Below are 21953 nucleotides of genomic sequence, written 5' to 3' on the forward strand. Positions count from 1 at the left end.
TAAATTCTTACTTGATATAAAAATCTAGATTGTATAATATATAGGTATATTGTTAGTTTATTTGATTCCGTTTATTCCCACACCTTTTTGTGTTGTGGTTGAGTTGTAGAAGCAAGTTGCGTCTTGTTTCGATTTTGAAAGGGCTTCTTTGAGCCGATTAGTGTATATAGCTTATTTTGCTATACACATTTTTAATCGACTTGAAGAAGCCCTTTTTGTGTTGTCTTCAAGTTTGGAGTTATTGTATAGCCAGCACTTTAGGCGATTATTTTATTACTTAGGGGGAACATCATGAAAAAATTACAAAATAATGTTTATTTACATGACATCATTGAAGAAATTAAAGAATTAGCTAATCCATTATGGATCAGTTCTGTAGCAATGCTGCAAGCGCACAATCAAAACTTCAATACGAAAGCTACGACATTTAAGGATATTACCATTTCTGATTTAAGAGATTTGAAAGTAAGCTTAAGTCTCATTTATGCAGCAACTAATATCAGTCGTATGAGTATAGGGGATTTGAATAAGCGTTTATCCATTCAATCAGGAAAAGATATTACTTCCTATAAGGATTGGTTGCTTCATGAAAACAGAGGAATTATATGTGAAATGATTGATGAATTTCGAAAGAAAGAGTGGAAACACCCAGATTCGAAATAACAAGTAATATAGGAGGATTATTATGACGAATATAATGGAAAGTTTACAAGCTGAATTTCCGTTCGAACAATTAGGGTGGAAAATTACACATACATTTGAAAGCCAAGGTCGTTTTTTTGCGTATGTAGCTCCATTTGTTGATGCACGTGCCATTCAGGACCGATTCGATGAAGTCTTTGGTATTGATAAATGGCAAGTGTCGTATGAAAAATGGGGTGAGAAAGCAACGAAATGTACCATATCAGTGTTTTTGAATGAACGTTGGATATCCAAAGAGGATGGAAGTGAAGAATCTGACTACAGTTCTGTAAAAGGTGGCTTTTCAAATAGTTTAAAAAGAGCTGCTGTACTTTGGGGCGTGGGAAGATACCTATACAATATAAAACCTAGTAAAGTAGAACTTTCTACACGTAGTAATGGTCCAAATAGTATCTATGTTTCTTATCAAAAGAAAGGATATTATTTCACACCGCCTACTATGCTACAACTAAAGAATAAACAAGGAAGTTCACAGAAGGAACAATCGAATGGTCAACCAGGTCTAGGATTATTAATTCAAAAAATCCAAGAGCTTGCAAATCCATTAAGTATTACATCCAAGGAAATTCTACTTGCCTATAATCACAATTATAATGCGCAAGCGAGAACATTTGAGGATACAACGATTGGTGGTTTAGAAGGAATGATAACTAGTTTACAGTTGATTCATGAAGCGAAGAATATTCGTCCTGGAAATGAGAAACAGCTTAGCCGCTGGTTATCGACTCTTATACCTGGAGATATTACGTCCTTTAGAGAATGGTTACTTCATGATCATACAGAAGCCATTCATCAACTGATAGAACAGTTAAAAAAACAACAAAGCGCGTAAAGCTTTGTTTTATAGCAGGAAAACGAATGAACAGGATATGAGGTCTGTTCTTTTTTTATTACTTTTTTGGAGGGATTTATTATGAAATTTACTATTAACCGTACATTATTTATCGAAAAATTAGAGAAAGCTAGCGCTACTGTAGACGTTAAAAACCCAATGCCAGCATTACAAGGCGTTTTATTAGATTGTAATCAACAGGGAATGATTCTAATGGGTTCAGACGGTACAGAAACAGTAACATTAGTAACTCGCTTTAATGTAAACAGTGGGGATTGTACTGAACCGGGGAAAGTGCTTTTTGCAGCTGCTCCGGTACTTAAAACGATTAAGAAATTTAAAAGTGAATTCATTGGTTTAGAACATAAAAACAATGAGCTAAAAATTGTAGAAAGTATGAAGAAACAGTTTAGCTTTTGTACCATGGATCATGAAGAATATCCTGAAATCAAAATTGAAGCAGGGGAAGATTGGATTTCACTTTCGCAAGAACAATTTGTATCAATGGCCAACGGAACATTACATGCTATTCCTGCAATGGATACACGTAAGATCCTAACCGGTGTGAACTTAAAATCAGTTGATGATAAGTTCTTTAGTACAGCAACTGATGCTCACCGTTTAGCCCGTTTACATTTTGATTGTACAAAGATCACTATCGCAAAAGATGGTGAAGTTGTGTTACCAATTAAGTCTCTTAAAACAGCTCTTAAGCTCTTTAATCGTGAAACAAATTTACAATTAAAGCTCATTAGTGATACACAGCTGTTAATCCGTGGCGAAAGTATTATCTATCAGTCTAGATTACTAGCTGGTACATATCCTGATACGGCACGTATGGTACCCGACGAATTTAAAAGTGAAATACAACTATCACGTGAAGAATTTAAAAACACGTTGGAGCAGCTTTCGGCATTTTCTTCATTAATCGTGCTTACGTCAGAAGGAAAAGAAAGCATCCATCTTAAACCACAAAATTCTCAAGTAGGTACTGCAAGTGTAGAAATTCCATGTAATCAAGTAGAAGCATTTACATTGGCTTGTAATGTGGAATATCTGCTGCAAGCACTACAAACGATAACTTCTGAAACAATCGCGATAAAAATGATTAGTAATCAGAGACCTATCGTTGTAGTAGGAGCAGAGGATACCACTCACTCTAATCTGCAGTTAATTCTACCGGTTCGCGTGTAAGGGGGCATCCAAATGAGTATGAATCACAGTGACTTCTTTGACTTTTTACAGTCAAAAGAAGTCCTTCCTAATAATCAAGAACTTCGTCAATCCTTTGAATCGATTATAAATGGATTTATTGCGAACGAAATGCCTGATTTAGAAAACATACCATTAGAACATATAGATGAATTTGAAAAGCAATTTGAGCAGCTACGACATTATGTCACGTTTTATAGTGGTAATTTATTTCGTATAAATGGTCCAGATTGTGAATTAAAAGAAATGCTACATTTACATCTTTTCACTGAACAACTAGAAGATGTAGAAAAGCAGGGTCTAGAAGATGAGATATTTATTTAATCAAGGAAATGAGATGAAAGTATACATTCGGATACTACGCATACAAAAATTAATTCGCAAATATAACATCCGACTCTTAATCAATATCAATGATTTTCACAGGGACAAGTTGCATATCACAAGTGAACTATTATTCGATTCGCTTGCGCGTTTTAACGAGCAAACACGTATATTTTGTCACTTTGCCTTTGGAACTGAAGAAGACCTGTTAGATGGGACGCTATTTAGCTCAGAAGACATGTATTCGAATTTTGCTTCGGATATTAGTTCTATGGCTGCGGAAGGATGTTACTTCGATACAGCTGGTTACTATTTATGTATAGGATCGGAACATATAACACAATCCGATTTTCAATTCGTGTTACATGAATTTTCGTTTAACACCTATCAAAGTGAAGCGTATCCCAGTCATATTTTGATTGAATTTCTAGAGGATGGTTATGAACAGTACTCATTTGATGAATGGGTACTTTCTTATTATGAAATTATAATCCGTCTTGCGGCAATGATTCGAGAAAAGACGAAGGGGAACCAGGTATGAAATTATTATTTACATACAATCAGCAGAAAGTAAGAAGGTATCTACTTTCGTTAAAAATAAAAAAGAATGCTCACTTACTGCATGAATTACTTGCAGATAAGAAACATGAAAAAGAAATCTACATATTAGATTGTTTAGAGCACTCAAGAGAAATAGACTTCAGCAAGATTTCAGAACGAGCCATTCAACAAGTAATGGCTGCCGTTTCTTATTTAGAAGAGGACTCCAATTTCCCAATTGGTTTGATTGATTCGAAAACGTTACTTGAAATAATTATGATTGCGGAAAAATCTTTAGATACTGATCTTTCTTGCTTCTATACATCGCAATTGTACCTTATGGAGATATTTATGCGTATGTATAGATTGGGGATTCCTGTAAAAGATTATTACCCAACTTATTTAGAACAAGAAAATTTCGAAGAGTACGATTGTGAGGAGTCCTTTAATAGCTGGGGTGATGATTTAATTCAAGATATGAAATTACATCACGAAGAGGTAGATAGCGACGATAAAGATACTCTAATCAAATATTCGGATCTATTTCATATATCCATGGATGAATTAAACTACATTGTTGATAATGCATGGAGTCCAATTGGTGAGATTTTTTCCAACATAAAGATAAATGATCAAAGTTTCTTTCGTTCAATCCAAGATCAGTTTAATATACGTATGCTTTACCAAGCTGAAGAGGAAAAACTTTACCTTTTCTATGATGATGATACATATTTTCCGGCAATTAAACGAATTGAAATGTTACTTCGTATCTTTGAAGAGATACAGTTAACAAAAAATATAGCAAGTTAGTACAGAGGGCCTAAAAATGAAGAAATTATTTGGATATTCATCTAATGTAGCGATGTCAAACTACTTACTATCACTTAAGTTAAACAAAACTTATAGCATCGTAAATTGGGAGCAAATTAAACAAAGATATCAAGAGGAAATATATATATTAGAAAGCCTTTCTAAAGATATAGAGATAGATTTCAACAAAATCTCTCATGGAGCAATTGGTAAAATCCTAACTTGTGTGGACTTTCTAGATGAAAATCAAACAATACGGTGGGCGGACATAGAATCAACAGATACGATTGTAATCTTCCTACTTTCCATGAACCTATTAAACATAAATCTATCTAAATTTTATTCATGTCAATTTCATTTCTTACATTACTTTAAACGCATGCATGTGCTTTTGATTGATGTAACACAGTATTCTCCCTCGTATTTAGAACGAGAGAATATCTATGAATTAGACCATGAAGAAGGATTTAAAGAACTGGGTACGGACATGATCGAAGAGATGGGCTTAGAAGCTTTTCCAATTGATGAAGAAGAGTATGAAAAGCTCTCTACACTATTCGACATACCATTAAAGGAAATACAGGAAGCAGCAGAGGAAACATGGGGTGCTATAGCTGAAACAATAGACGGCATATCACCGAAGTATAAAGAAAAAATTTCTAAATTACTAGATTGTTATCCAGTAAAGTATTCTTACCAAATTGATGAAGAATCTCTTTATCTCTATTATGGCGACGAACCATTATACGGACCATATAAATTTGAGATGTTACTAGATTTATTGGAAACAATCTATACGCAGGGGGAAACAACAAATGAAGACAGTAGCAATATTTGATGCTTTAGAGCCAAAAGGAATTGTAACCATTCAGCAATTTAACAACGAATTATCACGTGGAGAAACTGCCGTTACTTTTAAGGACTTTTATTTAGCTTTAAAAGAAGTTATGGAGCAGGGTACACAAGATAATACTCATTACTCTAGTGGCGTACTCCCAAAAGGGTGTATAAAACACGAGGTGTTATCTAAGAGTGGAGATAAACAAGTTGTTTGGATTGAAGTACCAAAGGCTCAGTGGGATATTCATTTTTTTGAACGACCGTTTCAACAAGTAGGCTTTCCACGTCTATTATTTCGTTATACGGTGTACCAAAAACGAGTTACGAATATCTCTGTCTTTGCTGTAAAAGAAGATATGGAGTTAGAAGAAGGGATAAAATTATATCAATTTCCATACTCTAATGTTCATCCTAGTGGATCGGTATGTACGGGTAGAGTTGTGATACCTGAATTCCGGACTTTAAAAGATTTAGAAACATTTCATGTTTTATTCTTTGCAAGTTCATTCAACCATGACCTTACACATACTCACACGGAACCAGTAGGAGAGTTATTTAAACAATTTGAAAACCAAAGTTTTGATGATTCCATTCTAATAGAATCAGAAATTACTTTTTAATAAATAGCGGGATTATATACAAGAAAACATACTAGGAGGATTTTTAATATGACTAACTTATTCGATTTTTTTGATATGGAAAAACAAGTAGAGGAAACAACAGTACCAGTGAAAAAAGCTGCTTCAGAGCAAGCCACTGCTAAAAAGGAAGAAAAAAAGGAAAAAGCAAAAGATAAGACAAAGAGCGGTAAGAAAGCTAAGGCTACAAAAGCTACAGATTGTCTAGATAAAATCAATACAACAACGGTTGTTCGTCACGTAGTATTTGGAGATATACCGTTAGTAGATTGGTTTACAGAAGAAGAAATTACACATGGAATTGCTATTCAAAATGGAGATTCCACAGATGTAAGAAAAATAGAAGCAGAGGACATCCGCGTAAAATTAGAGCATCGTTATCCCTCATTTGTTAAAGGCTTAACTGTCATTAAATTTGATGAGGATACAAATGCACTACTTCCGATTTTAACTGTCGGCGCAAAAGGAGCAAGTACTGCAGAGGGACGATCTATTTCAGATTGTCCTTTTTCTTTTGGTGCTTGGCGTAAGCATTTTTTACCTAGGGGTTTTATTCCGAGGATCTTATTAATGGACTTTATCATTATTGCACAAGCCATTTCTCGTAAACGTGATTGCGAATTACATGCTGATATCTATTTCAATAAAGAGCGTGGTTATTTTATGAATTTTCCACCTCAGCAGGTAGCAACTGAAATTGTAATCCCAGAAACGAATATAGAGATGCAGTCTATCGCTATGAAAGTTATGGAGATACACAGTCATCATCGTTGCTCTGCTGAACCAAGTGATTTAGATAATCAAAGTGAACGGGCTCCTATTCTTTATGCGATTGTTGGCAGAATAGAGGATGTTTTCCCTGAACTACGTGTACGCACTTGTATAAATGGAGAATTTCATTCTATTAACCCTAACTTTATATTTGCAGGAGAATATGCAACGAAAGGGATAAGCCAAAATTACGATTTAAGTAGGATCACACTTTTAAAATAAATACACAAGGGGGCGTAAAAGAGACATATTTTTATGTCTCTTTCTTTATTATGGCAGCATTAAAAACAATTCACGTTTCAATGTTTACAAAGATAAAGCACTACATGTTAGTTCTTACAAAGAATAAACAAGCAATAGAGGAATCACATGATGACTATAAGCTATTCCAATTGATGTGCAAATTAGAGATGAATCACATATATGAAGCATTAGAAGGACAGAGGAAGAATACTCATATTGATTTAAACACACATCAAGAATATGTAGATGCGCTTGTTGTGCAGTTGAATTTACTTCAATATGTTGTAGCCATTGTGCAAGAGGAAGGTGTCATTTATGCTGCGTCGATACTATTGATACATTCATTTGACTTGTATTCCGTGCATAGGATTACAAATTTATCAATTCCATTTCTACGAAATTTAGAGAATACACTATCAAAAGAAAAATAGGGGGCTATAAAAATGAGTATTGTTATTGATATTGCAGAAGGAAAGAAGATTGTACCACATATTGTATTAGTAGGTGCTGGAGGAAACGGAGGATTAATTTTACAACATATTGCACAAATGATGAGTATTTTTCAATTGGATGGTGAAATTGTAGTTGCAGATCCAGACACGGTTGAAGAAAAAAACCTTGGAAATCAACTCTTTATTCGACCTGATGTTGGTAAATACAAAGCAGAAGTATTGACTCGTCGATATAAAGCTGGCTATAACGTTCCTATCTCTTCCTTTACGTCACAGTACATAGAAGACATAGAAACAATGCAGCAGTTGTTTGGTAATAAATACGATTTATTAAAAAAACAACATAACGACGAATACTTGTATCTGCCAATTGTAATTGGGGCAGTAGATAATATGTTTTCTCGTGAGGTCTTTCATCACTTCTTCCATCAATCGGATAACCTTATTTACATCGATGTAGGGAATACAGCTGTAACCGTTCCTGATAATTGGGGAGAAGTAAATAAAAGACATTGGACACCTCAACAAATAGCTGATTATAAAAACAGTGGTTATAACGGACAAGCAGTATGTGGAGTTAAATTGAATGGCGAGGTCATTCTTTCACCGCTTGGCGATTTATTTCCGGATGCTTTTACGAAAAAAGAAACGGCTCCAAGTCAATTAAGTTGTTCCGAATTAGCTGCTTCGGAACCACAGCGCGTTATTACCAATAAGTTCGCTGCCATGACTGTTGCTCAATTCGTCAACGAACTCTTTGATGAAGGTACCGTATCGAATCACTATATCATTTTCCAAGCTCAAAAGGCTTTTATGAAAGCTGCACCAATTGAGGGGTAATGATATAGGAGGGGACAAGATGAGAGTGTATCAATTAGATTCCACTCAATTGCAACACAGTTTAACACCAACAAACATGTGTAATGGTGTTCTACAATACTACCAATATAAACAGTATACCGTTGTATCTGTACTGGATTTATCAAAGCAAGATTCCGAAATGATACCATTGCTTCTGGCTTGTTTAGCAGAGGCTTTGATTCATTTCAATCCGGATTCTTTTTTAGCGAAGGATGAATCTAGCATCTTATATTGGTGTAGAAAGAACTTTAAAGGATTTCATAGTATCTCTGACGATGGATTTTTACAAGATTTCAAGCAGATATACGAATGTTATCAAGCATTGCAGAACGTTGGGAAACAAGAGAAAAATATAAAAATAAATATGTAATAGCAAGGAGAAGGGAAACGTATGTATAATATACTTAAACGTCAATATAATTACTTTATCCGAGGAGTGATTCGGATTAACGAAGAAGTACAAAGGGAATTGGACCTATTGGTGCAAAAGATTCGTGAAACTGTATCTTCTGTCCAAAAAATTATCCTTTTTGGCTCTCATGCATATGGCACACCAAATGAAGACAGTGATTTTGATCTCTGTATTGTTGTGGAAGGTGTCGGGGAAAGAAAAAGAGAAGTCATTAATCGTATCAATTGGGGTATTTATGATGCTATGGAAACACCAGTTGATATTTTAGTGTATGGACCAGAAGAGTTTCAAGAACGCGCTAGCCGTACCGTTACTATGGAACATAAGATTGCACTAGAAGGGAAGGTCCTATATGAGAAATACTGAGGATCTAAAAGAGTGGGTATTTATTGCAAAATCTGATTTAGATTCTGCTGGTTACTTAACTCACATGAAGCCTTTCCCTACTGCAATTATTTGTTATCATAGTCAACAATGCGTGGAAAAACTTCTAAAAGGATTTCTTGCACTAAACGGTAAGACAGTTCCAAAAACTCATAACCTTTTAATGCTGCACAAATCGTGTCGGAAATTAGATGAGGAATTCTCATTGATTTTAGAACAGTGCGTGCAGCTAAATGGTTATGCTACAGACATTCGTTATCCGTATTTTGAAGCACTTACTGTTCAAGATGGATTAATCGCTATACAACATGCTCAAAAAGTAATGAGTTTTTATATGGAAAAGTTAAACAAGTTGAATATACATGAAATCACAGTTGATTAAAAATAGAGGATATACATAAAAGAGAGTGCCTATTAGATAGGGACTCTCTTTTTCTATCTAATAAAAAAGGAGGAATGCTCCATGGCAATATGAAATGATACTTTGCTATGGGGATAACAATATAACTATGAATATTTATTAAGAAATTAAAGAGGAATCACCAAGTAATAAAGTGGCAATGCAATGTTTCAAACGTGTAATATAAATTTAACTAGACTCAAAAACATGAGTTTAGTACTGTACTAAACCCATGTTCTAGAAGTTATTTACTTTTTATACTTATTCTATTTAATATTCTCGTAATCAGATACCCAAATGACACTGTCCTTAATTAAATATTCATTAGAAGTTTCATCTTCGTAGGAGGTAACCTTTCGGACCTCTAGTAAATTATTTAATAATAATTCTTTTTCTGTTGCAGATAGAGTATTTATTTCATCTTCTAGCCAAATAGAAACTAAATGATATGCCTGCCAGTTGAAAGCAATGTTATTTAAAAATAACGGCTTTTCCAATTGAGTTTGATATTCGACGAATTTATTTTTATACTCTACTATTTGTTCATCTAAAGCTATAATTAGCTGAGAATCTAATAAATCATTTTCATTTATCTGTAATCTTAAATAAAAGTGATCAAACTTAGATTCGGCGGCCGACTTCCAACTTTGAAAAACTTCAACTAATGCACAAATCACTTTCTTTTTATACCAAATTGGTAAATCCTGTGTATCTAGATAATTAAAAGTTTTTACATAATCAAAATGGTTAACCTCTAAAAATTTATTATCAAATTGACTATTCTCTACTTTCCATTCATTCAGCTTTCTTACTCTTCTTTTCCAACCTCTAATTTTTTTCAAGAAATAATACACCTCTGTTCAAACTATTATATTTTTATAGATCTACCTTTAATAGGACCTTTTATCATGTCACCAGTAAGTGGATCCATACTTCCTAGATGCTTACCTTTACTATCATAAACCTCAATGTCGTTATGAGTATGATCCCATTCATAGTATTTCTTTTTTGAACCTTTACCACTAGTTTTTGTTTTTCCTTTATGTGGTGATAGACCTTTCCACACTGGACTATTTGATTTTGTTAGTTGCTTAGAAACTTGTCTTAAAGCAGTTTTTCCCCATTTTTTTATAGCAGCTTGGATACCTGCTCTGGCTACTAAAGCTAATACCACTGGAACGGCTGGTATTACAGAAGCTTGAAGTTTTGTTGTATCATACTCATATATTTTACCAGTTTTTTGATCTCTAAAGTTGGCGATGAATACTTCTTCATTTGATTCAATGACTTCAACATCAAAATTTACTTTTATTTCTTCTCCATTTTCATCAATAAAGTTCCCATTAACCTGAATATCACCTGTTTCTTTATCTAAAGAAACATCCGTTGATGCGGTAAAATCTTCAGCATTTACTGCACTTTCTACTATAATTTCTTCACTATTATCTGTAACAACCTCAACGTTCAATCCTTCTGAAACGCTACTATCAACTTGTTGTTCTACATTTTGATCAATTAGGTCTGTTTCTTGTGTTGCAGCATTAGCTTCATGAACAACAATCCCTAAATTAGGAATTAAAGTAATAAATAAAGTCAATATCATTATTTTTATTAATAATTTTTGCATCTTTAGTCACTCCTAGTCATTTTTGTATTAAACCATAGCCAAATTCATTATCATAACCCGTACTTCCTAGATCTATTGAACGCTCAATTAAAATTTTTTTAATTTGGTCCAAGTTAAGCGTATTATCGCCCTCAGCTAATAATGCAGCTATAACACCAGTTGCAAATGCAGTTGCAAACGATGTTCCACTATATGTGGAATACCCTCCAACTTGATTAGTTGACAATATATCAACTCCAGGAGCTGCAAAATCTATTTTTCCTTTGGCAGATGAGCTAGCACGTTTAAATTCTTTATTTACTGATGATATAGATATAACATTTTCATACTTAGCGGGATAGTCTACACCCAATCCATAAGTATTACCGGCAGCAGCTACTACAATAATTCCAGAATCTACTGCTTCATCTATTGCTTTTTTTAATTCAGGACTTTCAGATTGTAACCCAAAGCTAATGTTTAATATATTAACTCGTTGTTCTATACACCAACGTATACCTTTAATAAGATGGTCAACATCGCCTTTACCTTGCTTATCAAGGACTTTGACGTCATAGAGTTGAATGTTTGGCATTACACCTAAAATTCCCAAATTATTATTTTCAGCAGCTATGATTCCAGCAATAGCAGTTCCATGGCCAGTTTCATCAATAATAGGATTATTTAAATTAATAGTATTGAATTCTTTTACAACTTTACCTTTTAAATCTTCATGTTCTTTATATATACCATTATCCAAAATAGCAACTTTGATTTTATTTTGAATACCAGTAAATCTATCTTCTATTACAGCCTTTCTTCCCCAAGTTACAGATTGTTCTTCTTTTTTGTAGGGAATGTTAGATTTTGTTTTTGATAACGTAGACTCACTATAAAAAACAAAATAAAAAAGTGAACTACACAAAACTAGTACTGTTAGTATAATAATTAAAATCTTTTTAACCTTATTCACCTCTTTTCTACATGTTTTCAAGGTATGTATTGTAATTAATACTATTTAATCCAAATATAAAGATATCATTCGCGAAAACGCTTTATAAGTCTGCAAATTATTTCTTTTTTATGTTAATATTTACATATGGTAATTGCGATAATTAACGTGGTTTACTATACATGATATTAATGGTGAAGAAGATTTATTTGTCATAATGTCAATGAACGAAAAGCCCGAAATCTTTTTGTTATAAATAGATGTCACTGTAAAAAATGCATTAAAAAACATCTTGAACCAAATTAATTGAACTCGGGAGTTTTTTTAGTACCAAGATATATTCATTTTTAACGAATTCCAACTAGAATTCTCCTTCCTCTAAGCGCAACGTAGGTGGGGATGAATTACAAAATCAGCAAAAACTTGATAAAAAGATATGACATTTCCTGAAGAAGTTCCTTCACTAAGGTAATTCTTAATATAATGAGGTTGGATTTAATACGTATAAAAATGTTCTTTAGGTACCACTACATGAATCCGAGGGAGTTTGGGATGTTCTAAAATCATTTCTACAAATTGAGATGTTATCTGTCTTTGAATTAGAGTAATACTTAAAAGTAAAAGCGAAGAGGAGATTATAATGGAATTTAAGAAACTTATGAAGTACATAGAAGAAAATAAAGAAGAGTACTTCGAGGAATTAATGAAGAGTAATGAAAATCTAATTAAAGAAATAGATCTAAAAATAGAGGAGGAAAAGTAAACTGACAAAAAAACAGCAAAGCAAATCTACATTTTATTTAATATATATTAAATAAAATGTAGATTTGACGATTGTATGGAGGGGAAAGTAACTCAAATGAGTGATTTAGCAATACGGCTTAAAGACTTAGGAGTTAGCAGATGGAGATTTCTAAAACTAAACTTTAAAACAGTTGTACACCAAAAAACACTATGTCATTATAAAGAAACGATAACCGAGAATAATGTTACAATAAATTTTGATGATGTTGTATCAGTAAGTCGTTTTTGGAAATATCCTATTGAAGAGAGACTTTCTTGGATACAATTAGCGGAACAGGTTTATAAAGATTCTGCACGACATAATCCCCCAAATGGACACCCACAATATTTTATAACAGAAAAATTTCTTTCTTATTTAGAAAAAATTGACGAACTACAGAAGATTAATCCTACATCATTTGTAGAGGATTATATTAATAAATATTATAGACATTTAAGTGCTCATTATTACGAAGGAATTGGTTATATAATACATAGTGATAGAAATCATAAATATTTATTATTACGATTAATCGCTCCAAAATCTGTTACTGTATCTAAAGTTACAATTTACAAAATGCACAATTAATATACCTGTATACGAAATAATTAAACTCCCTCTATTATGATTTAAAGCAGAGGGAGTTTATTGTTTAATAATAAATTCAATTGAGCCAATTAAGATATGAATTAAGGTGAAATATCACCAATAAATCCCTCAGCACGATTAATTAATATAAATATTTTATATCAAATTTCCTTATATGACTTATAAATTCAAATATTGAAAATATCTTTTTAACGATATTTTAGTCTTAAAACCAATTCTAGCAATTAATTCACTTTCAGAAAGTCCTTGCTTAATAAGGCGAAGAATAAATGTGTTCCTCAGCTGCTGTGCAGAAATACGCCTATCTAATTCTGCTCGTTTCACTTCAAGTCGAATCATCTTTTGTATAGCAACCTCAGACAAAGCCTTTGGTGCATCATTTTCGTAAACCCATCGATAAGTACCTCGATTAAAATCAAATGCCACAAATAGCGGATTATCTGTGTGCTGTCGAGGTCTTACAGGTTCAGGGATTGTCGAATAATATTTGTAAAGCTGTTTTGTATCTTCGGCTGTTAAGAAGACAGATCTAGTAACTCCGTTTTCTCCTGGAACAATTAAAGTGTTCCTAGCAAACTGTATATGGTTCATATTAAGCGATACAAGCTCTTGCAAAGACAAACCATAGTTTACTATTAAATTAATTATACAAGCGTTTCTATCCATGATTAGAGGACGATATTTAGCTTGTCTCTCTGTTAATCCCTTAGTTGATAGAACAGTTTGTTTTAAAAGCGCCTCTTCCAATTCGGTAATAAAATCATTGTCATTTAGTGATTGATCCGGAATTAAAGAGAGATGAATATCATCTAATGGACTAACTATACCTAAAAACATGTGTAACCTCTTTAAAACCACCCATATCCTGTGCCTTGTTTTAAGAGAATATTCTCGTTTGTTTTCTAACACTGAGAAATAAGCTTGATAATCATCTACGGATATTTCATTCCATGATTTTATATGTAAAAGCAACTCATTTTCATTCAACCATCTATAAAAATCTTTAATATCGTATGCATAGCGTTGGATTGTAGAATGTTTTCGGCCTTTTTCACTTAAATATGTAGAGAACGCTTCTAAAGTTTTCTCTAAGTTAATTGTCTCATTCAATATAATCACCTAATTTCTTTGGATATATTATAACAGAAAACAACTGAAAGACCTGCTACCGCCCTTTGCTACGCACGGTTGCTGGCATATCCAAAAAGCAAACGGACAAACAACCCTTTGCTTTTTGGATATGTTGTTTATTATTTATAAAGCCAAATAAATAAGGCTATCATAATACTCCAAAAAGGCACTACAAAAACTAATCCCAAAAGAATCCCTTTAAAAAATCCAATCTCGTTATAGGAATTCATTTCTATAACGAGATTGGATTTTTAGTGGCACCATTATGTCAGTGTTTTATTGAAGGAAATGGTAAATTTTTTTAATTTTTTAGGGCTTTATTTAAACACAGTGTAAAATGATTGCCGATTATCAATACCATGGTTTGTGTAACTAGAAGTATAAGAGTTTTAGATGTCGGCATGAAACCCTTTTAATTTATAAGTATAAATTTATTAGCCCAAGAAATAACTAATTAATGTGGTCAAGTCTAAATGTTAGAGTTTACCTTACATAATAAATATCTTTATCCACTAGGAGGTTTATGAAGGCTATGGAACTGACTAACAGCAAAAGAGTCTTACGTTCATCAAGCTACGTTATGATTGAACAAACGCCAGAGGAGCAAGAGGAAAACGACCTGAAAAGTGGTAGGGCTCTAGAGAAAATTAACTTCATCCGACAAGTCGGAATGAAACCTGAACAAGTAAAAAAAGTTAGGGAAACCTTGTCACAGGAAAACATTAACGTATCAAATGACACGCATTTAACAGAAAATTTAGATAATCTTAGTCGGATTGTGGATATGTTGAGTAATAACCAAAATAGTGCGGCAACGAATATAACTCTTGCGCCGCTCGCCGCCAGTATTCCCGCGAGTCTTCTTGTCGATGTCGCAGCTTTAAAGGAAGAAAGAGATAACCAAGGGAATTTATCATTCTTGATAGAGGCTTTCAAGAAGCGTATGAAGACAGCCCCAGTAGGACAACTTCATTTAGAACGTATTGAAATGTATCCCGTTGGCGTGGAACGTGGTGAGCTTATGTACACAGTGCCTCTTGCACCCAAGGAAACTGTTACAATTTCACATAAGGAATGGGCGACTACAAGCGAAGAATTTGAGCGCATTGTACAGGATTATTTTGAGAGTTACAGTGAACGAGGCGTTGCTGAGAAGACGGATGTATCCATTTCTACAGAAAATGAGTCGAAACACGCTAGTGCCTTTAATTTTTCAGCTCAGGTGACCGGAGGATATGGACCAGTATCCATGACTGTTACAACTGGCCTAAATAATAACTCTGAAAATCGTCAGGTTGTAAAAGATAGTACGCAACGCGCCCGTGAAGTGACTGAGAAGGCCTCCGCCAGAACTCGGCAGGAACACAAGATATCATTCAAACTCGAAACAAAGCGTGGCACAGAGGATAATTCATTTCGAACCATTACCAACCCGCATGAAGACCGCGCAATACGAATTGATTACTATCGTATGATGAGAAAGTGGCGCACTGACCTCTTTCGCTATGGACTGCGGTTAACCTTTGACATCGTCATTCCAAACCCGGGAGCTCGTCTATGGGCCCTTCATCGGCGAGTGCGGGTACTTGATAAGGAAATTCAGAAACCTTTCGTTTTTCCGTTGAAACTGACCGACTTGACCGAGGAAAATGATAAATGGAAAATCGAGGCCGACAAATATGGCGGGGTAATCGAGCCTCCACCACCAAAGGCGATACCGCTAAGTATTTCACGTTCCCTACAAGACCCTAAAGGCGGAATGGAGATTTTTGAATTTGTTGCTCCAGATGGTTATAAAATGAACAGCCAGGGAGTTAAGTTCGATGGCATGTGGTTAGGTACTGACACTCTTAACGTAATGTTCCCACCAAACACATTTGTGTACCCTGTACCACACACTGTCACTTCAGTCGAGAAAGGTGGTACATTTAATGGGACTTCAACGGGCTCCGGAAGTGGCAAACAAGCCAGTTGGTTTCTATATTATTCAAAAGTCAATCGCGTAACTATTAATGTAGTGATGGGAGCTATAAGAGATGAACTTACACTCGAGACTTGGCGAATCAAAAGCTGGACAACTCTACGAGACATAGCATTTGCGAAATGGCAAGATGAAATTGCTAAACTTCAAGCCGAACGTGATCAGTTGTGGATGGAATTGTCAGGGAAGGACACGTTAACGCTACGTCGTCTAGAGCGTGAGGAACTTATTCGTCAGACACTTTATTGGATAATTGGCGAACAGTTTGATCCCACACCTTCTGAGGTTGGAAAAATTTTAAATAAATTAATTGATATGGAGCAGAACCAGCTTCCTGATGACTTCCCGAATGCCGATTTAGCTCGCAAACTCACGAAGGACGAGTGGGCAATTACGGCAGGTTTTGGAGATATTGTCAAGTACCTTCATCATGCTATTGAATGGGAGAACCTACTCTATTTCCTTTATCCTTATTTTTGGGGATCGGACGACCTAGCTCGGGAAAAAATGCTATTTGAGCATCCAGACGTTAATCATCGGGATTTCTTACGATCAGGTTACACTCGTATCGTTATACCTGTAAGGCCGGGTTTTGAGGAATCCTTTACAAAATTGATCAATACCGGTGTTTTCTCAAGCCAAGATAAAACACCGTATATTACTATAGCTGAGGAAGTAGCAAACTTTGCTCGCACTAATTATGCAAGCATACCGCCTGCTAATCCAGAAAAGCATGCGCGGCCGCTTCTTTACCCTGAACAAAGAAAGACCTGGGATACCATGCAAAAAGTAATCAAGTTGATTGAAGACTATTATAAGGCACATAAATCTTACCCAGCTAATCTGTCGGTATTGCCAGGGGCACCATTCAAAGATGCCTGGAATCACAATCTGGTTTATAAAAATCCGGGGAGCAGTAATGACTATGACCTAATCTCCTTAGGTGCGAACAATAAGGTCAGTGGCGAAGGACTAGATGCCGATATCTCAGCTGCAGCGACAGCTTCACTTGTCGCAAGTTGGTTCGATTATACTCCAACCAGCGGCATCGATATCGAGATCGACAGTAAATTCGACAAAGTGGATTAATCAAGATACATCTGAAAATAGGCCAAAAAGGTGGGTTTAATGTCAATTCCCACCTTGGCATACATAGGATACTAGAGGTGGAATATGAAAACTGTTACTATGTGTATGGCACCGATTTATGCTAATGCTGGATCACCTGAAGAGCCTAATCACTTTTCGTCATCCAGACATGCAAGTGCGTTCGGACTTAAAATTGTTGAGGCGCCAATTGTCCTAGATTATCTCAAAGAAACTTCCGCGATTGTTCAGAACATTCTCACTCCACAGGATTCCCTTTTCAACGACTGGTGGGATACACTCCTCAAAAAGGATTACGCCAAAATTTTAGCCCGACGTCACAAGAACATCCATGGATTGGAAAAGAAATTACTGTCAGATAAAAATTTACCTTGGCCAGATATCTCAACCTATAAAGGATTGAGACCCGTTCGACTTGCCTATGGTGATGTAGTCGGGCGCAAAAGGCAATCTGGTGAACGAAATGAGTTTTATGAAATCAAGCCTAATAGTAAACCAGGTAATAGGGCTGCAGAGAAGAAAATTAAGGACGTGCAGAACAGCTATCTGAGGAACGGCCTCTCCGGAATCTACAAACCAGGAGAATTTTATCCTCAAGCAAGAAAGAAAAAAATCTATTTTAGTTTTAAATTTAAGGAAATCTTCCTCTATCTCATAAATATTATTCTGCCGCAATTTAATTGCGAGTTCCTTGATATTTATATGCAAGTGGAGAGAAAGTTTGCAGGATGTTTAATTTACGAAATTTGTGTAAAATTCAGACGACCTGACAATAAAAAGTGGAGAGAGGTAGATGATTGGGAAGTAGCTGCTTTTTGTATCCGTAATTTTTTACGCGCTAGAACAATCGGTGAGACGGATGATACACGTAAGCTTGCTATGGCTTATGCAGATCAATTGGCCCCTGTTGGCAGTGATATCGGTGATTTCATGCCAACAGGTTCTGTAAATGGTATTGATCTAAAAAAGGTTCCTATGATTAAGGTTCGTACTGAGGCGATGTCTTCAGAACTAGAAGTTAGTGTTATGGGACTCCGTGATGTGATGTATTCGAGGCTTATTGGAAAGCCTGGCGAACGCTATTTCTTATGCTGTGATGAAACATACTACCAGCAGGCTATCAGATTGCGTGGTATACAAAAAGTCGAATCGCAAATCAATATTCTTAAGCTTAATAGAACGATGAAAAGTGCTTATGCCTCCGGTTCTCTACCAGATATAATTCAGATTTCTGCCTTTGCTTACAAGGATGTAAATAATGCTCGATTCCTGTTAGCTAAAGAGGCTATCAATTTTATGGTAAACCACCCTAAAGAAACAATAATCTTAGTTGTGATAGGTCTATTGGTGACCGGATTACTATTCTTAACGATCGAGAGTGACGGATTGGCAGCGCCCTTCACAGCGCCTACAATAGGGACCCTAACAGAGACCGCTACTGGAATTGTGAGTGCAACTAATACGGCAAGGACTGCAGTCATGGCAACAAGTGTCATGGCGGACACAGCTGCAGTGTCGACTCCTGTAGCTGCAGTCTCCGATGCCATTCTCGTTTCGGAAACGGCTGGAGCTAGCTCAACCCAAGTACCATCTATTGTGACCTGGGCTCGTAATGTCGCTGAAATTGGAGCTAGGGCAGAAGGAGAGGTATTAGCTGCCAGAGCACAAAGTGTTATTGATGAGATGTTAGTAAAAGCGCTTAGTGAGGGATCAAAGGAAGCTATGAAGAAGGCAGTCGTCGAAAGTGTAGGAGGTACGGCTATATCTGTGATAGGATTATCTTCCACACCTGCTTACGCTAGCACAACACCAACATCAAACAGCGTAGTAAATAATAAAAATTCAAAAGATGTAAAGTCTAATAACCTAGGCCCACTAGTTGCTCAGTCTCCTATCGGACGTCTTTTCCTAATTAAGACAAAAAAAGCATTCCCTTATCCTTATAGGGAAATGCCTAAAATCAACGATGAATTTGAAATTGACTATTTTGCTGATCAATATAAGATTAGTTCGGCAGAAGAAAAAAAAGCTTCCGAAAAAGCGAGACTTCTTGGTATTTTATGGATTGAATAAAAATTCGCTTATTCCCTAGTCTCTCTACTATAAACAGGACTGCTAGCGCAAATATACTTATTGAAAATATTGTGAATCTGGTTTTAACATTTTTAAAAGTAGAAGACCTGAACATATAATATGATGTGAATCAATTAAAATTCTGCTCCAGAATTGTTTCTACGTTCTATAGAACAATCTAAACATATTTGAACTCCTCTATGTGATAATGTATCAGGTTGCTCATTTAGACAATGAATGCGACAATCTTTATATATTTGTGCATATAATAAAGTAAATGAACTCGAATTTTGAAATGTCACATTTAAAATATTGAAGTAATAAAATTATAATTATTCTTCAAAAAGTTACGCCCAAAATATTTTTTAATTTCTAAATAACAAAAGGACAAACCTCGCCCTGGTAGGGATACGTAGGTTTGTCCTTTTATATGTGGGTAATGATATGTTTAATTACCATTATTATAACGTAATTTACAAATATTTTAAATTAGGTCAGACATCTTATTAACAAGCATACTAGCTATATTAAAAATCTATTATAAATATATATCTTATATATTAAAAAGAAATAAAGATAAAACTTTTATAGGTTATACAAAATAGAAGTTAGACTTACTCCTACAAGGGGGGAATTGATATAAGAACATAAAAAATCATAAATTCCATAAAAAGTAACCTTAGATTCAAGGATTGTTAAACTTTTAATTCTACAAAAAAGCAGAAAGAAAATACTATATTTCTACATGAAATCAGAAAGAATTTGATACCAAACGCCTTATATATATTCAACCCCGTAAATAGGAATTTTTTTACTTATTTTGATGATCAATTTGATTTTAACCTTCTAATTATCCACATTTTATTCAGATTAGGCTGCTATTTGTTAACACTACCCAGTATTTACACATAACTCACATTATTATTGATGATTTTTATTAGATAAATACAACAACATTAGTAATTACAATGATTTTAGAAAGATTATATCCACATTGGATTATATTTGTCCTCATATCCACTATTTTTATAATTTTCCTTTTGATTTTTTGTAGGTATTATGTGATAGGTTTTAATACATTTGAAGAATACACTCTAGTATTATGTGGAAAGTTATGTATTGATAGAATCAAATTTGTATAGAAGTGCATAAAAAAAGACTCCATTTTATATGAAGTTCTTTCGATTTGGTATTTATAAATAGAGTAGTAGAAAGGTGTTACTAATCAAACAAACGCGAATAGCCCTCTACTTTTGTTTTTTTTCAAAAATAGAGAGCTAGTTGCTATTATTTTATTTCCATTGCAGTTAGCACTTGATCTGGAGTAGTTATTGTTACACCAGCGCGTACTAAACGTTCGAAGGTACGCATAAACTCTAATAAATTAAATCGCTTTGGTAGCTCAATTACGCGCAGCTGCTCTTGTGGTAGCTTATCAATTTCTTCAATAAACCATTCACGTATATCACTTGGAATTGTACGTTCTTTATGGCCGCGTACTTTTAATTTTTCACGCATTTCAATTTCTAAAGCGATATATGCATGAAGATTCACACCTTGATCATATGCATATTTTCTAAACAATGTTTCTTCCTGATATTTTAGGTAATTACGGTGATACGATTCTTCCGTCACTGGTACCGCAAACTTTTGTTTCAGTAGCGTATGTACATTTTTAAACATCTTTTTAATGTTGCGAAGAGAGTACATAGAATAATGTAAACCGAAATTAAAGACAGCTTGCTCACGGTCACTATTTCTCTCTTTTGGTATATGCTGCGCAATAAGAGGGTAGATACCTTCTTTCGCTGCAGCATCAAGGATTTGATATTGAGATGTTTGATGTAATAGTTTTTTCAATGTATATACAATTTTCGTTGGATATCCTTCTTTTCGATCAATCATGTCACGAAGTCCGCGAATTACACTGCGGATTTGACGATGACAAGTATGCTTTAATACATGAATGAATTTATTCATGTCTGCAGACAGTTCACCGATATTCATCTCTTGTAGAACTGCTTCTATAAATTTCGCTTTACGAGCATAGGTAGCTTTTGGTGTAAATGGATCCCTGTGTTGCTCTTCTCCAGATTCTTTTTTACATAAAAAATCCGAATGAATAGATAAATATAAGGTTGTATATCGTTTTGTATGCTTTACACCTTTTTGCATTTTGCAAATTTTGAATAGGGGATTCCCCGTACATGGTAATGCAGTTGTTAATTCCTCGATAACCGCACGGATCTGATGCGGATATTTTTTATGTAAGAAACGATACATCCCACC

22 protein-coding genes and 1 pseudogene are annotated in these 21953 nt (G+C 34.7%); 18 read left to right on the top strand and 5 right to left on the bottom strand.

The window, feature by feature from the left end; genetic code table 11:
* The first annotated feature begins 291 nt into the window (after positions 1-291).
* The 14 genes from H6481_RS25390 to H6481_RS25455 all read left to right on the top strand — a co-directional run bounded on the left by H6481_RS25390 (position 292) and on the right by H6481_RS25455 (position 9403).
* Positions 292-663: a hypothetical protein gene (locus H6481_RS25390; RefSeq protein WP_137035229.1), complete on the top strand. Its 372-nt coding sequence runs from the start codon at positions 292-294 to the stop codon at positions 661-663.
* A gap of 22 nt (positions 664-685) precedes the next feature.
* Complete coding sequence (locus H6481_RS25395; RefSeq protein ID WP_137035230.1) at positions 686-1534, top strand: Rad52/Rad22 family DNA repair protein; 849 nt, start codon at positions 686-688, stop codon at positions 1532-1534.
* Between the two features lie 81 nt (positions 1535-1615).
* A complete protein-coding gene (gene dnaN, locus H6481_RS25400; protein ID WP_182813543.1) occupies positions 1616-2728 on the top strand; it encodes a DNA polymerase III subunit beta in 1113 nt (370 codons plus the stop codon).
* A gap of 12 nt (positions 2729-2740) precedes the next feature.
* A complete protein-coding gene (locus H6481_RS25405; protein ID WP_088114332.1) occupies positions 2741-3070 on the top strand; it encodes a hypothetical protein in 330 nt (109 codons plus the stop codon).
* A complete protein-coding gene (locus tag H6481_RS25410; RefSeq protein ID WP_088114333.1) occupies positions 3054-3611 on the top strand; it encodes a hypothetical protein in 558 nt (185 codons plus the stop codon). Before H6481_RS25405 ends, H6481_RS25410 begins: the two co-directional genes overlap by 17 nt.
* Entirely contained in the window at positions 3608-4420 is an 813-nt protein-coding gene (locus H6481_RS25415; RefSeq protein ID WP_182813521.1) for a hypothetical protein, read from the top strand. Before H6481_RS25410 ends, H6481_RS25415 begins: the two co-directional genes overlap by 4 nt.
* 16 nt (positions 4421-4436) lie before the next feature.
* The gene (locus tag H6481_RS25420; RefSeq protein WP_182813523.1) at positions 4437-5258 is read left to right on the top strand and encodes a hypothetical protein; all 822 of its coding nucleotides are present in this window, start codon (positions 4437-4439) and stop codon (positions 5256-5258) included.
* Positions 5236-5880: a hypothetical protein gene (locus H6481_RS25425; RefSeq protein ID WP_182813525.1), complete on the top strand. Its 645-nt coding sequence runs from the start codon at positions 5236-5238 to the stop codon at positions 5878-5880. The genes H6481_RS25420 and H6481_RS25425 overlap by 23 nt, the downstream gene beginning before the upstream one ends.
* A 48-nt stretch (positions 5881-5928) precedes the next feature.
* Complete coding sequence (locus H6481_RS25430) at positions 5929-6891, top strand: Mov34/MPN/PAD-1 family protein (RefSeq protein WP_182813527.1); 963 nt, start codon at positions 5929-5931, stop codon at positions 6889-6891.
* Between the two features lie 50 nt (positions 6892-6941).
* Positions 6942-7343 (top strand): hypothetical protein, encoded by a 402-nt coding sequence (locus H6481_RS25435; RefSeq protein WP_182813529.1) that lies wholly within the window; start codon positions 6942-6944, stop codon positions 7341-7343.
* A gap of 12 nt (positions 7344-7355) precedes the next feature.
* On the top strand, positions 7356-8204 hold the full coding sequence (locus H6481_RS25440) for a ThiF family adenylyltransferase (protein ID WP_182813531.1): 849 nt from the start codon (positions 7356-7358) through the stop codon (positions 8202-8204).
* Between the two features lie 19 nt (positions 8205-8223).
* On the top strand, positions 8224-8595 hold the full coding sequence (locus tag H6481_RS25445) for a hypothetical protein (protein WP_001267125.1): 372 nt from the start codon (positions 8224-8226) through the stop codon (positions 8593-8595).
* 21 nt (positions 8596-8616) lie between these two features.
* Positions 8617-9003 (top strand): nucleotidyltransferase domain-containing protein, encoded by a 387-nt coding sequence (locus H6481_RS25450; RefSeq protein ID WP_061139861.1) that lies wholly within the window; start codon positions 8617-8619, stop codon positions 9001-9003.
* Positions 8990-9403 (top strand): HEPN domain-containing protein, encoded by a 414-nt coding sequence (locus H6481_RS25455; RefSeq protein WP_061139860.1) that lies wholly within the window; start codon positions 8990-8992, stop codon positions 9401-9403. The genes H6481_RS25450 and H6481_RS25455 overlap by 14 nt, the downstream gene beginning before the upstream one ends.
* Positions 9404-9687: 284 nt before the next feature.
* On the opposite strand, the gene H6481_RS25460 is transcribed toward H6481_RS25455, so the two are convergent.
* The 3 genes from H6481_RS25460 to H6481_RS25470 are packed head-to-tail and all read right to left on the bottom strand — an operon-like array spanning position 9688 to position 12000.
* Positions 9688-10263 (bottom strand): hypothetical protein, encoded by a 576-nt coding sequence (locus H6481_RS25460; RefSeq protein ID WP_061139859.1) that lies wholly within the window; start codon positions 10261-10263, stop codon positions 9688-9690.
* Between the two features lie 26 nt (positions 10264-10289).
* Positions 10290-11048 (bottom strand): SAR2788 family putative toxin, encoded by a 759-nt coding sequence (locus H6481_RS25465; RefSeq protein WP_182813533.1) that lies wholly within the window; start codon positions 11046-11048, stop codon positions 10290-10292.
* A gap of 16 nt (positions 11049-11064) precedes the next feature.
* Positions 11065-12000 (bottom strand): S8 family peptidase, encoded by a 936-nt coding sequence (locus H6481_RS25470; protein WP_001996092.1) that lies wholly within the window; start codon positions 11998-12000, stop codon positions 11065-11067.
* A gap of 619 nt (positions 12001-12619) precedes the next feature.
* Here H6481_RS25470 and H6481_RS29010 point away from each other — a divergent pair.
* On the top strand, positions 12620-12742 hold the full coding sequence (locus H6481_RS29010; RefSeq protein WP_259347395.1) for a hypothetical protein: 123 nt from the start codon (positions 12620-12622) through the stop codon (positions 12740-12742).
* 96 nt (positions 12743-12838) lie between these two features.
* The gene (locus tag H6481_RS25475; protein WP_182813535.1) at positions 12839-13351 is read left to right on the top strand and encodes a hypothetical protein; all 513 of its coding nucleotides are present in this window, start codon (positions 12839-12841) and stop codon (positions 13349-13351) included.
* A gap of 180 nt (positions 13352-13531) precedes the next feature.
* Here H6481_RS25475 and H6481_RS25480 read toward each other — a convergent pair whose 3' ends face one another.
* Positions 13532-14491, bottom strand: coding sequence for a tyrosine-type recombinase/integrase (locus tag H6481_RS25480; RefSeq protein ID WP_182813537.1), 960 nt, complete (start codon positions 14489-14491; stop codon positions 13532-13534).
* A gap of 544 nt (positions 14492-15035) precedes the next feature.
* Between H6481_RS25480 and H6481_RS25485 the strand changes: the two genes are divergently transcribed.
* On the top strand, positions 15036-17573 hold the full coding sequence (locus H6481_RS25485; RefSeq protein WP_182813539.1) for a type II secretion system protein GspG: 2538 nt from the start codon (positions 15036-15038) through the stop codon (positions 17571-17573).
* An 84-nt stretch (positions 17574-17657) separates the two neighbouring features.
* Positions 17658-19664 (top strand): hypothetical protein, encoded by a 2007-nt coding sequence (locus H6481_RS25490; protein WP_182813541.1) that lies wholly within the window; start codon positions 17658-17660, stop codon positions 19662-19664.
* Between the two features lie 1287 nt (positions 19665-20951).
* Here H6481_RS25490 and H6481_RS25495 read toward each other — a convergent pair.
* Positions 20952-21953: pseudogene (locus H6481_RS25495) on the bottom strand (hypothetical protein); the annotation flags it as partial.

It is taken from the genome of Bacillus sp. ME78, assembly GCF_903970865.1.
Taxonomy (GTDB): Bacteria; Bacillota; Bacilli; order Bacillales; family Bacillaceae_G; genus Bacillus_A; species Bacillus_A cereus.

Coding starts and splice junctions, on each gene's coding strand:
- H6481_RS25390 (WP_137035229.1), top strand. CDS start 292: ATGAAAAAATTACAAAATAATGTTTATTTACATGACATCATTGAAGAA.
- H6481_RS25395 (WP_137035230.1), top strand. CDS start 686: ATGACGAATATAATGGAAAGTTTACAAGCTGAATTTCCGTTCGAACAA.
- dnaN (WP_182813543.1), top strand. CDS start 1,616: ATGAAATTTACTATTAACCGTACATTATTTATCGAAAAATTAGAGAAA.
- H6481_RS25405 (WP_088114332.1), top strand. CDS start 2,741: ATGAGTATGAATCACAGTGACTTCTTTGACTTTTTACAGTCAAAAGAA.
- H6481_RS25410 (WP_088114333.1), top strand. CDS start 3,054: ATGAGATATTTATTTAATCAAGGAAATGAGATGAAAGTATACATTCGG.
- H6481_RS25415 (WP_182813521.1), top strand. CDS start 3,608: ATGAAATTATTATTTACATACAATCAGCAGAAAGTAAGAAGGTATCTA.
- H6481_RS25420 (WP_182813523.1), top strand. CDS start 4,437: ATGAAGAAATTATTTGGATATTCATCTAATGTAGCGATGTCAAACTAC.
- H6481_RS25425 (WP_182813525.1), top strand. CDS start 5,236: ATGAAGACAGTAGCAATATTTGATGCTTTAGAGCCAAAAGGAATTGTA.
- H6481_RS25430 (WP_182813527.1), top strand. CDS start 5,929: ATGACTAACTTATTCGATTTTTTTGATATGGAAAAACAAGTAGAGGAA.
- H6481_RS25435 (WP_182813529.1), top strand. CDS start 6,942: ATGGCAGCATTAAAAACAATTCACGTTTCAATGTTTACAAAGATAAAG.
- H6481_RS25440 (WP_182813531.1), top strand. CDS start 7,356: ATGAGTATTGTTATTGATATTGCAGAAGGAAAGAAGATTGTACCACAT.
- H6481_RS25445 (WP_001267125.1), top strand. CDS start 8,224: ATGAGAGTGTATCAATTAGATTCCACTCAATTGCAACACAGTTTAACA.
- H6481_RS25450 (WP_061139861.1), top strand. CDS start 8,617: ATGTATAATATACTTAAACGTCAATATAATTACTTTATCCGAGGAGTG.
- H6481_RS25455 (WP_061139860.1), top strand. CDS start 8,990: ATGAGAAATACTGAGGATCTAAAAGAGTGGGTATTTATTGCAAAATCT.
- H6481_RS25465 (WP_182813533.1), bottom strand. CDS start 11,048: ATGCAAAAATTATTAATAAAAATAATGATATTGACTTTATTTATTACT.
- H6481_RS29010 (WP_259347395.1), top strand. CDS start 12,620: ATGGAATTTAAGAAACTTATGAAGTACATAGAAGAAAATAAAGAAGAG.
- H6481_RS25475 (WP_182813535.1), top strand. CDS start 12,839: ATGAGTGATTTAGCAATACGGCTTAAAGACTTAGGAGTTAGCAGATGG.
- H6481_RS25485 (WP_182813539.1), top strand. CDS start 15,036: ATGGAACTGACTAACAGCAAAAGAGTCTTACGTTCATCAAGCTACGTT.
- H6481_RS25490 (WP_182813541.1), top strand. CDS start 17,658: ATGAAAACTGTTACTATGTGTATGGCACCGATTTATGCTAATGCTGGA.